Origin of the sequence: Bifidobacterium vespertilionis (assembly GCF_008698145.1) — a bacterium.
Lineage (GTDB): Bacteria > Actinomycetota > Actinomycetes > Actinomycetales > Bifidobacteriaceae > Bifidobacterium > Bifidobacterium vespertilionis.
The window spans coordinates 113,554-126,867 of the sequence record NZ_RZNZ01000002.1 but is presented as its reverse complement, the minus strand read 5'-3'; the positions used below and the strand labels follow the sequence as shown (position 1 = coordinate 126,867).

General features: G+C 65.9%; 11 protein-coding genes. 4 read left to right on the top strand and 7 right to left on the bottom strand.

What is annotated here, in order from left to right:
* Positions 1–113: 113 nt before the first annotated feature.
* Complete coding sequence (locus EMO90_RS01945) at positions 114–866, top strand: FadR/GntR family transcriptional regulator (protein WP_150353898.1); 753 nt, start codon at positions 114–116, stop codon at positions 864–866.
* A 10-nt stretch (positions 867–876) separates the two neighbouring features.
* On the opposite strand, the gene EMO90_RS01940 is transcribed toward EMO90_RS01945, so the two are convergent.
* The 6 genes from EMO90_RS01940 to EMO90_RS01915 all read right to left on the bottom strand — a co-directional run bounded on the left by EMO90_RS01940 (position 877) and on the right by EMO90_RS01915 (position 8,962).
* A complete protein-coding gene (locus EMO90_RS01940) occupies positions 877–2,328 on the bottom strand; it encodes an APC family permease (RefSeq protein WP_150353899.1) in 1,452 nt (483 codons plus the stop codon).
* A gap of 99 nt (positions 2,329–2,427) precedes the next feature.
* On the bottom strand, positions 2,428–3,675 hold the full coding sequence (locus EMO90_RS01935; RefSeq protein WP_150353900.1) for a metal-dependent hydrolase family protein: 1,248 nt from the start codon (positions 3,673–3,675) through the stop codon (positions 2,428–2,430).
* A gap of 238 nt (positions 3,676–3,913) precedes the next feature.
* The gene (locus EMO90_RS01930; protein ID WP_150353901.1) at positions 3,914–4,420 is read right to left on the bottom strand and encodes an S-ribosylhomocysteine lyase; all 507 of its coding nucleotides are present in this window, start codon (positions 4,418–4,420) and stop codon (positions 3,914–3,916) included.
* Positions 4,421–4,540: 120 nt separating this feature from the next.
* The gene (locus EMO90_RS01925) at positions 4,541–6,592 is read right to left on the bottom strand and encodes a RecQ family ATP-dependent DNA helicase (RefSeq protein WP_150353902.1); all 2,052 of its coding nucleotides are present in this window, start codon (positions 6,590–6,592) and stop codon (positions 4,541–4,543) included.
* Between the two features lie 68 nt (positions 6,593–6,660).
* Complete coding sequence (locus tag EMO90_RS01920; RefSeq protein WP_150353903.1) at positions 6,661–7,848, bottom strand: cystathionine gamma-synthase; 1,188 nt, start codon at positions 7,846–7,848, stop codon at positions 6,661–6,663.
* Between the two features lie 97 nt (positions 7,849–7,945).
* Positions 7,946–8,962, bottom strand: a complete 1,017-nt coding sequence (locus EMO90_RS01915; RefSeq protein WP_150353904.1) for a pyridoxal-phosphate dependent enzyme — start codon at positions 8,960–8,962, stop codon at positions 7,946–7,948.
* 500 nt (positions 8,963–9,462) lie between these two features.
* On the opposite strand from EMO90_RS01915, the gene EMO90_RS01910 reads away from it, so the two are divergent.
* A complete protein-coding gene (locus EMO90_RS01910; protein ID WP_190971986.1) occupies positions 9,463–10,044 on the top strand; it encodes a DUF3592 domain-containing protein in 582 nt (193 codons plus the stop codon).
* A gap of 74 nt (positions 10,045–10,118) precedes the next feature.
* Here EMO90_RS01910 and EMO90_RS01905 read toward each other — a convergent pair whose 3' ends face one another.
* A complete protein-coding gene (locus EMO90_RS01905; protein ID WP_223849734.1) occupies positions 10,119–11,978 on the bottom strand; it encodes a phosphatase PAP2 family protein in 1,860 nt (619 codons plus the stop codon).
* Positions 11,979–12,275: 297 nt separating this feature from the next.
* On the opposite strand from EMO90_RS01905, the gene EMO90_RS01900 reads away from it, so the two are divergent.
* Together EMO90_RS01900 and EMO90_RS01895 are read left to right on the top strand one after the other, a co-directional pair.
* Complete coding sequence (locus EMO90_RS01900) at positions 12,276–12,602, top strand: DUF2089 family protein (RefSeq protein WP_150353906.1); 327 nt, start codon at positions 12,276–12,278, stop codon at positions 12,600–12,602.
* Positions 12,603–12,612: 10 nt separating this feature from the next.
* Entirely contained in the window at positions 12,613–12,951 is a 339-nt protein-coding gene (locus EMO90_RS01895) for a hypothetical protein (RefSeq protein ID WP_150353907.1), read from the top strand.
* The last annotated feature ends 363 nt before the right edge of the window (positions 12,952–13,314 follow it).

The following is a 13,314-nucleotide window of genomic DNA, read 5'->3' as shown; positions in this document are numbered from 1 at the left end:
TTTGTATGACGTAATAAAATATATGACTCGATTACGGATTACGCAATACGATTGCAGATCGGCGTGTCGAATATGTATGACATAACGACCGCCGCCCATGCGATAATCAGGGCATGACTTCCCCCACCGACGACATTTCCCTGCACGACCGGCTGCTCAATGAATGGGGCATGGCCATCATCGGCGGCGCCATCGCCCCCGGCGACCGGCTGCCCGAACCCGTCATGGCCGACGGCGGCGACCCCTCGCACACCCCCGCGCACGAGGCACCCACGCGTACAGCCCCCTCGCGCTCGGTCACCCGCGAGGTGACGCGCGTGCTCGAATCCATGGGGCTGGTGACCGTGCGGCGCAAGGCCGGGGCCACCGTGAACCCGGTCGACATGTGGAACGTCTTCGATCCGCAGGTGATCAGGTGGCGCTTGGGCGGCGCATACCGCCTCAACGCCCTCAACGAGCTCTCCCAGCTCAGGGCCGCCGTGGAGCCGATGGCCGCGCGGCTGGCCGCCGCAGCCGCCACGCCGAAGCAGTGGGGCACGCTCACCGAGGCGGCCGTGGGCATGGTGTCGCATGCCGATCGGGCCAATGAAAGCGAATATCTGAACGCGGACATGCTGTTCCACCGCACGCTGCTCGAAGCGTCCGGCAACCTCATGTTCGCGGCGCTCGGCGATGTGGTGGCCTCCACGCTGGAGGGCCGAACCGCGCACGAGCTGATGCCGTCCGTCGCCAATCAGGAGGCGCTGGACCTCCACGTCGAGGTCGCGGCCCTGATCCGCAGGGGCGACGGGGCCGGCGCCGAGGCGGCGATGCGGCGGATCGTGGACGAATCCGCCGACGCGATCACGCGCATCGCCGCCGGGTGACCCTCGGTTTTCAGCGCCGTCGCACCGCCAGCCTCAGCATCAGCCCCAGCGCGACCCACACCGCCACGATCGCCCAGGAGACGGGCTTGAGCGCGGCCGGGGAGAACGGCAGCACCTGCAGACCGATGATCACCGCGCCGGCCGCAATGGCCAGCCCAATGCCGAAGCGCCCGCCGGGAACCGTGTACGGCCGTGGCAGATCGGGATCGGTCCGGCGCATCCTCATGCATGCGGCCGCCGCCATGGTGCACGCGAACACGAAGGCCAGCGAGGAGACCTCCGTGAGCGGGATCAGCAGGTTGCCGCCCAGGAACGGGCCGATGACCGTGGCCACGGCGAGCACGATGTTCGCGGTCCTCGGCGTGCCGGTCCGCTCATCGATCGACGCGAAGGACCGCGGCAGATACCCCTTGCGCCCCATGGCCAGCATGATGCGTGCGGTGGCCCCGTAGAACGAGTTCATCGGCCCGAGCGGACCCAGCGTGCCGATCACCAGCATGGGCAGGTAGAGCCACATGCTGATCCTCTCGATCGACGCGAGAGCGGGCACCGGCATGGCCACAGCCTGCCGCCACGGCATGATCGTGCCGAAGGCGTAGATGCAGAACACATAGAACAGTCCCGACGCCAGCAGGGATGCGGAGATGACGCGACCGAAACGCTTCCAGTCGAGACCCTCGCTGGCCTCCTCGGCGCTTTGCGGGATCGTGTCGAAGCCGGTGTAGAAGAACGGGGTCATCACCAGCACCGCGAGCACGCCCTGCGGGAACGAGCCGGCCGTGGTCGCCGCGCCGGACGCCGAGCCGGACTCTCCGGCGGGCACCTGGTCGAACAGTGGCAGCAGGTTGCCCGGACCGCCCCTGAACAGCGAGATGACCATCGCCAGGACCATGCCGGCCAGCAGCGCCTTGGACAGGAAGGAACTCAGTTTGGCGGCGGCGCTCGCCCCGCGGAAATTGAGCGTGATCACGAGCACGCAGACGGCCTCGCTGATCACCAGCGGCCAAAGATAGACGCCGGAGCCGGCAATGTCGTACAGCTTGACCGAGGTGAGCCAGCCGAAACCGTTGAGGCGGCTCCACATGGTGGTCAGCAGCGAGCTGATCGCGATCGCCTCCCACGGGCACAGGATGCCGTTGCCCAGACTCAGGAACCAGCCGGTGATGTGCGCGGCGGTGGGGCCGAACGTGCGGTCGACGTATTCGACGATGCCGCCGGAGATGGGTATGGCGCAGGTGAGTTCGCCGAACACCGCGCCGATCGGCAGCAGGAACACGGCGCCCAGGATGAATGCGATCATCGCCTCCACGGGGCCGCCGCCGAGGATCATCCAATCGCCGACGAGCAGCACCCACCCGGTGCCGATGATGGCGCCGAAGCCCATGGTGAAGTAGTTCCACAGGCTCAGCGACTTGACCATGCCACCGCCGCCGGTCGCGGCGGGTGACGATGCCTTTGACATGACGGGCCTCCTTTGGCCGGTTGTGCCGGGCCGGCGCGGACTGGATGCGGCCGGGCCGGCCCGGATGATTGGACGACGCGATCGGACGGCGACCGGATGCTACCGGCGCCGGATGACGTCGCCCTCCTTCATGATCATCGTCATGTTCTCCACCGCGAGGTCGCGGATGTTGGCGCTCGGATCGCCGTCGATCACCAGCAGATCGGCGGACTTGCCCGCCTCCAGCGTGCCGGTCTCATCGTCCACGCGCAGCATCCGCGCGCCATTACGGGTGGCGCAGCTGATGGCGAACAACGGCGAGAAGCCAACCTTCTCCACGAACGAGTAGACCTCGCCGAGCAGCGTGGTGCCATAGGGCGTGAGCGACGAGCAGAACGAGTCGGAGCCGGTCACCAGCGTGATGCCCTTGTCGTTGGCCTTGCGCAGGTTGTCGTAGACGCGGTTGAGCTCGCGCTCCACGCGGGTGCCGCCCGGATAGGCGTCCTGCGCCGGGTTGTACTCCGGCGGGTAGGTCTTGAACCACTGCTCCAGGAACTGGATGGTCGGGCAGAAGTAGATGCCCTTGTCCGCCATGATGTCCAGGCATTCGTCGTTGAGCGTCTGGCCGTGGATGATCAGGTGCACGCCGGCCTTGGCGGACGCGAGCGCGCCGCCGTAGCCCTCCGCGTGCGACCAGACCGGGATGTTGCACATCGAGGCCTCGTCGACCACCGCCTTGATCTCCTCGAACGTGTAGTGCTGCAGCAGCTTGTCGTCGTGACGCCAGATGCCGCCGCCGGTGGACCAGATCTTGATCGCGTCCACGTTCTCGCGCAGGCGGCGGCGCACCGCGGCGCGCAGCGGCCACGGTCCGTCCACACGCTCGGCCCACGGATGGGACGCCTCGTTGTACGCCAGGGGCAGCTTATGGGAATCGCCGTGGCCGCCGGTGCGGCAGAATCCCAGCCCGGTGCACACCATGCGCGGACCCTTCATGATCCCGGCGTTCACCGCGTCGCGGATCGCCACGCCGGAGCGCGAGATCTCACCCACGGTGGTCAGACCGCTGTTGAGCGCGTCATGCGCCTGCTGCACGGCGATCACGGTCTTGAGGGTCACGTCGTCGAGCACCCATTGGGTGTCGTCATCGCTTTCGTTGCCGGTGAAGTGCAGATGCGAGTCGATCAGACCGGGCATCACGGCCTTGCCGCCGATGTCCACCACCTCGGCGTCCCCGGGGATCGGATGCCCGTCGCGGGGACCCGCGTAGGCGATCGTCCTGCCCTCCACCAATACCAATGAATCCCGGATCGGTTCCCCGCCGTTGCCGTCGATGAGAATGCCGCCGACCAATGCGATATGTGCCATTGCGACTCCTTTGCCGTCTGGTGTGCCCGTCGTCGTCGACGGGTCGCGCGATTGGTCTTGACCGCGCGTGGGGCCCATTCTATACGCGTCATCAGAGGAAAGCCAGAGGGACCCAACGAGAAGGCCCATGGGTGTCGTATTCCCATGGGCCTTCGAATTCAGGTGCCCGTCGCCAGGCAATCCGCAGACGTGATCACGCGCATCGCCGCCGCCGGACGCCCCGGCGACGCGAGAAGCCTCAGACCACCTTGCGCTCGAACGGGTCGGAGCTGATGCCCTTGGCGAGGATGTCCTTGGCCCATTCCTTGGCGGTGAACAGGCTGTGGTCGCGGTAGTTGCCGCAGCTTTCGATCGTGGTGGCCGGCACGTCGTCCCACGTGGCCTCGTAGGCGATGAACTCCAAGGACTCCTTGAGCGCGCGAGCCACGTCCTCGGTGGAGTGCTCGCCCCAGGTGAGCAGATGGAAGCCGGTGCGGCAGCCAAACGGCGAGCAGTCGATGTAGCCCGGGATGCGCTCGCGCAGCAGCACGGCGATGGTGTGCTCGATCGTGTGCAGGCCGCCGGTCGGGATCGCGTTCTCGTTGGGCTGGACCAGACGCAGGTCGTAGTTCGAGATCACGTCGCCGTGGGGGCCCTTCTCGGTGTCGATGTAGCGCACGTAGGGAGCCTTGACCTTGGTGTGGTCGAGCTGGAAGCTTTCGGGCACCGGCTTGCTGCCGGCGTTGTGTTCGGTGTTCTCCGCCATGAGTCCTCCATTCCATGGGAAAACGGTAACCGAGCCCCATGCTACTCCGGCTTTCCGCGCCGGATCGTGCGATCCCAGCGCGTCGGTATTGGAAAAATGGATAACGGCCATGCGGCCCGGTCAGCCCTCGGCCGCGATGGCCTCCATGAACCGGTCGCCGTACAGCCTGAGCTTACTCTCGCCCACGCCGTTGACCTCAAGGAACGCCTCGGGCGTGGTGGGCTTGAGACGGACCATATCGCGCAGGGCCTTGTCCGTGAACACGATGTACGGCGGCTTGCCGGCCTCGCGCGCGATCTCGAGCCTCAGTTCGCGCAGTTTGCGGAACAGCGCCTCGTCGGCCTCGGTGGCGGGCTCGCCGCCGTCGGACAGCGCGGCCGCACCGGATTGCCCGTATGCGCCGTATGCGCCGAACGTTCCGGCCGACTTCCGGCCATTGGAAGTTCCAGCCGCCTTGGGCCGCTCGATCCGCTTGATCTCGTAGTGGAAGTCCGGCGCCACGGTCTCCGCCGCCCGCCGGCCGAAGCCCACGATCGGCAGACGGCCCTCGGAGATGAACAGGAAGCCGTCGGTGGCCATCTGGCTGAGCACATCGCGCACGCGGGCCTGCGGCACGTCCTTCAGACGGCCGTAGCTGGGGCATCGGTCGAAACCGCGGTCGATCACGTCCTGCGCCTGCGAGCCGCGCAGCACGGCCACGATCTTGCCGCTGCCCAGACCCTGCCGCACGGCCGTGCGGGATGGGCGGCCGGACTCGTCGTAGTCGTACATCACGTCATGCACGCAGCGGCTCACCGCCCGCGCCACATCGCTCACGTCGATGGTTTCGAAGGTGCCGTCGCAGTTCGCGCAGCCACCCTTGCATTTGGCCGGGCCTCCCGTGCCATCCGTGCCGTCGCCGGCCGGCGTGGTCTCGCCGAAGTAGCGGGTCATGTAGACGTGCAGGCAGTCGGTGGTCCGGCAGTAGCCCACCATGCCGTCCAGCAGCCGGCGCTTGGACATGCGCACGATCTCCTGCTCCTCGGGGCTCAGGCGGTCGTTCTCGTAGTCGTTGTCCAGCAGCCGGCGGCGGGTGACGATGTCCGACTCGTTCCACAGCAGCGTGCACCGGCTGGGCAGCCCGTCTCGCCCGGCTCGGCCGGCCTCCTGGTAGTAGGCCTCGATCGATTCGGGCATGTTGTGGTGGATCACGTAACGCACATTGGACTTGTCGATGCCCATGCCGAACGCGTTGGTGGCCACCACCACCGGCACCGCGTCGGTGACGAAGTCGCGCTGGGCCCGCTCGCGCACATCCGGGGACATGCCCCCGTGATAGGCAACGGCGATCGGGGCGCTTTGGCCGCCCGCCGAGTCATCCGCCGCGCCGCCCCGGCCGTTCGCTCCCCCGCGCAGCGTGGGCACGGTGCGGTTGAGCGCCTCCGCGAGCGCCTCGGTCTCCTTGCGCGTGGCGCAGTACACGATGCCCGACTCGTCCGGGTGCTCGGCCACGTACCGGGCCACCCACGCGGCCTTGTACTTGGTCTCCAGCTTGATGACGTCGAAGTACAGGTTCTCGCGGTCGAATCCGGTCACGGTGACGGCCGGGTCACGCAGTCCCAGCATGGCCACGATGTCCCGCCGCACGCGCTCGGTGGCGGTGGCGGTGAACGCGCCGACGACCGGCCGGACGGGCAGTCCCGCGATGAAGTCGCCGATTCCCAGGTAGCTGGAGCGGAAGTCCTGGCCCCATTGGGAGACGCAGTGGGCCTCGTCCACGGCCACGAGCGCGATGGACGTGTGCGCCGCGAAGGACTGGAACCGCTGGGTTTCCAAACGCTCGGGGGCCACGTACAGGAGTTTGACCTCGCCATGGGCCGCCTGCGAGAGGACCATGCCCTGCTCGTCCGGCGTCTGCGTGGTGTTGATGAACGCGGCCGGGATGCCGGCGTCGTTGAGGCCGTCCACCTGGTCGCGCATCAGGGAGATGAGGGGCGAGACCACCACGGTCACGCCGTCCATCAGCATGGCCGGGATCTGGTAGCACACGGATTTGCCGGCGCCGGTGGGCATGACGCCGAGCACGTCCCGCCCGCCGAGCAGCGCGTCGACGATGCCCGACTGGCCGGGACGGAACGAATCGTATCCGAAGTACTGTTTGAGCGCCCCCAGCGCCGCCGCGTTGTCTGTCATGGCCTCCACTGTACCGTGAGCGGCGACCGCGCGGCGTTCCCGGGGACCGGCTTCCCGGGATCCGTGACTCAGATCGCCTGGAACGCCTGCTTCAGGTCGGCGATCAGATCCTGCGGGTCCTCAAGGCCCACGGACAGGCGCAGCAGGTTGGCGGGCACCTCCAGCGTGGTACCGGCCACGGAGGCGTGGGTCATCGCGCCCGGGTGCTCGATCAGCGACTCCACGCCACCTAGGGACTCGGCGAGCGTGAAGATCTGCGTGGCGCCGGCCACGCGCTTGGCCGCCTCGAATCCGGCCGCGATCTCAACGGAGATCATGCCGCCGAATCCGCCGTGCATCTGGCGGGCGGCGATCTCGTGGCCCGGATGCGATTCGAGGCCCGGGTACCACACGCGCTCGATCACTTCGGACGGCAGGGATTCGAGCCACTGCGCCACCTCCAACGCGTTGCGGCTGTGCTGCCTGACGCGCAGGTCGAGGGTCTTGAGGCCGCGGATCTCCAGCCAGGAGTCGAACGGGGAGGGCACCGCGCCGGCCGCATTCTGCAGGAAGGCGACCTGGTCGCGCACCTCCTCGTCGTTGAGGACCACCGCGCCGCCGACCACGTCGGAGTGACCGCCGATGTACTTGGTGGTGGAGTAGACCACCACATCCGCGCCATCGTCCAGCGGGTGCTGCAGGACCGGCGAGGCGAAGGTGTTGTCCACCACCACCTTGGTGCCGTGCGCGTGGGCCACGGCGGCCGTGGCGGCGATGTCGGTGATGTTGAGCAGCGGGTTGGAGGGGGTCTCCACCCAGATGTACGCGTAATCCTTCCCATCAAGCGCGGCGGAGACGGCGGCGGTGTCCGTGATGTCCACCACGTCCAGGCCCACGCCCCACGGCACGAACACCTTGGACAGCAGGCGGTAGGTGCCGCCGTACACGTCGTTGCCCAGCAGGATGTTGTCGCCGGGCTTCACGGTGGCGCGCAGCAGCACGTCGATCGCGGCGAGTCCGGAGGCGAAGGACAGCGCGTACTTGGCACCCTCCACGGAGGCGAGCTGCGCGTCGAAGCTGTTGCGCGTGGGGTTGATGGAGCGGCTGTAGTCGTAGCCGTGGCGCAAGCCGCCCACGCCGTCCTGCTTGAAGGTGGAGGTCATGTAGATGGGCGTGACGACGGCGCCGGTGGTGGGGTCGGGCTCCTGTCCGGCGTGGATGGCGCGGGTGGCGGAGGCGGAGGCGGCGAGGGCTGCGGCGTTGGTGGAGATGGTCATGATGTTGGTTCCTTTGCGTTGTTGGTGGGGGTCTTGTGGGGTTCTTGCGGATTGGTGTGATTGGGATGCTGTCGATCGGTGCGATCCGGCAACCGGCTCAGAGGTACTGCGCCACGAGCGACGGCCTGGAGGTGCGCTCCACCACCTCGCCGAAGCCGTTGGCGCGCATCCAGTCGTCGTCGAAGATCTTCTCGAGGTAGCCGCGGCCGGAATCGGGCAGCAGCAGCACCACGAGCTGGTCCTCGTCCAGGTTGTACAGGCGGGCGTACTTGAGCGCGGCGGCCACGGCCATGCCGGACGATCCGCCCACCAGCAGACCCTCCTCGCCGGCCAGGCGCCGGGTCATCTCGAAGGCCTCGGCGTCGTTCACCTTGACGATCGCGTCGGTGATGTTGCGGTCGAACGCCTTGGGGTAGAAGTCCTCCCCCACGCCCTCGATCTTGTACTGGTGGACGTCCTGTTCGCTGAGCGCGGAGTAGATGGAACCCTCCGGATCGGCGCCGATCACCTTGACGGCCCCGTCGGACGCCTCCTTGAGGTACTTGCCGGTGCCGGAGATCGTGCCGCCGGTGCCGATGCCGGCCACGAAGTGCGTGACCTTGTGGTCGGTGGCCTCCCAGACCTCGGGGCCGGTGGTGTAGTAGTGGCTCAGAGGGCCGTTCGGATTGTCGTACTGGTTGGGCTTGAACGCGCCGGGGATCTCGGCGGCAAGGCGGTCGGAGACGTCGTAGTAGGAGCGCGGGTCGCCGGGGCCGGCGTCGGTGGGGGTGACCACCACCTCGGCGCCGTAGGCCCTCAGGACCGCGCGCTTGGACTCGGAGACCTTGTCCGGCAGCGTGAAGATGGTGCGGTAGCCGCGCTGCTGGGCCACGAGCGCCAGGCCCACGCCGGTGTTGCCGCTGGTGGGCTCCACGATCACGCCGCCGGGCTTCAATTGCCCGGAGCGCTCGGCCGCGTCGATGATGCGCTCGGCGATGCGGTCCTTGGACGATCCGCCGGGGTTGAGGTATTCGATCTTGACGGCGATGGTGGCCCTCACGCCCGCGGTGACGTGGTTGAGCCTGACGAGCGGGGTGTTGCCGATGAGGTCCGCGACGGAGTTGTGGATGGTCATGATGTCTCGTTTCCTTTGCTGTGGATTGGCTGGTTTCCTGTGGTGATTCGATCGGATCGGTTCGATTGATTGGGATTGCGAAGGGGATTGCAGAGAGCGGAAGGCGAACCGGTTGCCGTGCAGCTGTGAAACGGGATTCCCTGGAAGGGTATGGATGATGGGCGCTGAAGTGCGTATTCAAATGCGAATGCATACGCACATACACTCATGTTCCGATAGATTGTGATGATCGAAATTGCCGGGCTGTGATACTACGAGTGAAGCCGTGATGCCGGCGGAAAGGAACCCTATCTCAAGTTATGCGTTGTCAACCGCTCGCCCGAAGGCGTCGGTCAGCGACAACAGCAACACATGAGATAAGTCATAACTTCACCATACCACCCGCGTCCGCACCGGCGTGTCGGCCCGTCTCGCATTGTGATCATCCTGCGGACCGCCCTACAATGTGGGTAAGGGGATCGCGCCACAGGGGACGCGCCCATCGACAAGGACGGGGTCCCATGTCATCATCGTATGAATCGGAGTTGACCATAGCCTCCGCGGGGAATGGAGACAGCGGCATATCGCCCTCCACCATACTCCGGATTTTCTTTGTAGTAGGTCTGTTCATACTTCTAGGTTCGGGATACGCGGGCTATCAACACTGGCACCTGAGTCAGGTCTGCACCCAGCCATCCTCCGCGCGAATCGTGGATGTGCGATACGAACCCGCAGTCGACGAGGATGACAGCGACACTTGGACAGCGACGATCCAATACACGGCCGACGGTGGTTTGGAGTACACCAAACCCGGCGCCGTCAGCACCTCCACCGAGGGCAAATACCAGGTCGGCGACGAAATCGCGATCCGCTACAACCCGAGCAACCCCAGCGAATACATCATCATCGGCGACAACTCCTGGCTTGGCTTCGCCATCATCGGGAGCATCTTGGGGATAGTGTTCATCCTTCCCTATTCGATCGCCCTGATCGTCCGCTTCCGCCGCCGTCGAGCGGCTGTCCGTCTCGCGGCGCAACGCGAGGAAAACCTGCGGGCCGCCCAATCGCCATGGGATTCCTCACAGGAAACCCCACAGGACTGAGCGGCCCGCAAGCCGAAAGGGAAAGGAAGCCAGTCAGGTCAGCTCAGGGCTCTGGAATAGAGCCCCGGCTGCCATCAGTCGTTGCGCACGGCCTTGAAGGCCACGCCCTCGTCGTTCCAGCCATTGGCCTTGACGTTCTCGATCTCGGCCTTGCTGGTGGTGAACAGGTGCTCGCCGGTGAACGGGTTGTAGGCGCGGTACACGTCGGAGGCGGCGTAGGTGGGCACGTACCAGGCGATGCCCTCGTCGTTCCAGCCAGAGGTCTTGAGGCCGTTGTACTCGTTCACGTCCACGGTGTAGTGGTGCGAGCCGTTGTACGGGTTGTACAGGCGGTAGACCGGGGTGCTGGTCTTGTCGGCGGTGCCGTAGAAGGCGATGCCCTCGGCCTTCCAACCCTTGGTCTGCAGGGAGGCGTACTCGGACTCGTCGGTGGTGTAGAGGTGGGCGCCGGCGGCCATGAACGGGTTGTACAGGCGGTAGACCGGAACCGGCTGCTCGGCGGCGTAGACCACGGAGGCTTCCTTCTGGCCGGGCTCAACCTTGGTGACGTTGCCCTTGGCGTCAACGGTCACCTTGGCGCTGTAGGCGGCAGCGAGGTTGAGACGCTGGTAGCCCTCGGAGGAGGCGTCCAGCGGGTAGCCGGAGTCGATCTCGGTGGCGGCCAGGACCTGCTTGCGCTGGTCGGCGCTCAGGGTCGGGAAGGCGGTGATCAGCAGGTTGGCGGCCTCATCCGGGACGACCGGGGCCTGGCCGGCCTTGCCGGTCTGCTTGAAGTTGTAGGTCATGCGGTTGGTGAAGACCTCGATCGCGGACTTGCGGTCGGTGACGGCCAGCTTGGAGACCGGGTCGACGAAGCTGTTCGTGTAGCCCTTGGTGTCGTTGGCGCCCAGGTTGTTCACGCAGTCCTGAACGGTGGCGACATCGGTGGCCTGCTTGGTGGCGTGGCCGTCGGCGACGCACTTGCCGGCCATGTAGGACTGCAGCTCGTCGAAGGCGGGCAGGATCTGCTCGTTGCGGAACTGCTCATCGGACCAGCGGGTCGCGTTGGAGACTTCGCCGTCGATGCGGCCGCCCATGATGTCCAGCGGGTAGTGGACGCCGAGCACGATGCGGTTGTTGCCGGCCTCGGAGGCGCGGGTCACGATTTCGGGGGCCAGCTGCGGGAACAGCGTGGCGAGGGCGATGCCGCCGGAGTAGGCGTAGGTGGTGTGGCCGGACGGGAAGGAGCCGGAGGTGGCAAACTCGTCGTAGCCGGCCTTGTGGGTGGTGCCCTGAGCGTCGGTGTAGTCGGGCACGTGGGTGATCGGGACGGTCTTCTCAAGGCCGGCCGCCACGTAGCCGCCGTCGGTGCGGTCGTACAGCGGGCGGGTGTGGTTGAAGGTGACCTTGGCGGTGCCGGTGCTCAGGTAGTCGGACATGAGCGCGTAGGCGTAGCCGCCGGCCTGATGGTCCTCTACAAGCAGCGACTTGGTGCGAGGCAGGGAGCCGTTCTCAAGGCCCTCGGTGAAGTACTGACTCAGGACCGGACCCAGGGAGTCAGGCAGGGTCTCGGCCATCTTGTAGTCGGCGTCGATCAGGGCGCGGCGCTGCTGGGTGGTGGCGGTCTTCACGCCATCGCCATCGGCGTCGGCCTTGGCGGCGGCCTGGTTGATGGCCAGCGTCATGTCGTCGTCGTTCTTGAGCGTGGCGGCGTCCTTGACCTCGCCCTTGCCGAACGGCTTGGACGGATCGTTCTTGTCGTAGGTGTTGGCGGGCTTGTAGTAGTTCTCGTAGTCGGCCAGCAGCTTGACCAGATCGGGCTGCGCGGCGTCGGAGGGGTACTTGGTTTCGGCGGCGTTCGCAACCGAACCACCGCTCACGAGCATCGCCAGGGCGGCGACGCCGGCCACCGCGCCCGTGAGCGCCGTGGACTTCCTCTTGTTCTGCTTCATCATGTTCCACTCCTTGCTGAGGTATGGTCACGGATGCGTCTGATTTTCCTAATGGATATCATTCGCATTTTCAGCAATTTCTGTTGTACCGCAGTGACAGGCGGCATGCCGGGCAGTAAACCAAGAACTCACCACCGGATAACGCAAAGTTCACCTTCCTCCGGCGATACAGGCGATTCTTACGATTATTCAATCATTCTTGTCTTTTGACTTTAATTTTATTTATGATATATTTAATATTATTCAACTTAGCCAATGAAGACGCACATGAAGAAACGCACTGATGCAAGGAGGCAGCCCATGTCCCCAACCGAACCACCCGCTTGGATCGCCGGCCTTGACGAAGACGACCTGGCCTTCGCCAAACGCTTCCTGCTCGCCTCCGGATCCATGAAGGAGGTAGCCTGCGAATACGGCGTCTCCTACCCCACCGTCCGGCTCCGGCTCGACCGGCTCATCCAGAAGATCCGCCTCGCCGACCAGACCGGGGACGATCCCTACATCGACCTCATCAAGCGCCTCGCCGTGGACGACAAGCTCAGCCTCGACACCGCGCGCATGCTCATCGACGCATACCGGCGCCAACACGCCCAACCGCCCGCACCCGCGCAAACACCGCAATCCTAAGGAGCACGCCATGCGACTCGACACCCCCGCCATCCTCGCCACGATCGCCATCCTGCTGCTGATCCTCGCCGGACTGATCGCATTGCAATTCCGCCTGTCACGGGCGCACGACCGATGGCCCGGACTGGTCCTGCCCGCCATCTCGCTGCTGTTCGCCATCTTCGCGGCCGCGGGACCGGCGATCACCCTGGACGCCTCCGGAGGCCCATGGCCAGCGATCACCGCGACCGTCGCCACGTTCCTGATCTTCAACATACCCGCCGCGGCGTTCGCGGGCATCTACCTGCACCAGCGCGAGCGCCTCAATGTGCGCCACGAACTCGATCGCATGCGCGCGCAGGATCTGTAGCCGGAACGTGGTCGCTCTGTCGTCCTGAGCGAAGCGAAGGATCCTTCGACTACGCCCTGACGGTGTCCGGCTTGGCCGGACCGTCGCCGCCTTGGCGGCGGCTCCCTTCGCCTACGGACAGCCCACTGGGCTGTCCGCTTCACGGCTCAGTGCTCAGGATGACGGCGTGATTGCTTTGCGTCATCCTGAGCGCAGCGCAGCGGAGTCGAAGGATCCTTAATCTCTTGCACCATGCCCCTGTGCGAAATGACGAAGGATCCTTCGCTGCGCTCAGGATGACGGAACAGGACCATGTCACCCTGAGCGGTGAGCCATTCATTCACACATCCACGGTCGCCTCACCCCTCACCAGCGCATCCAACG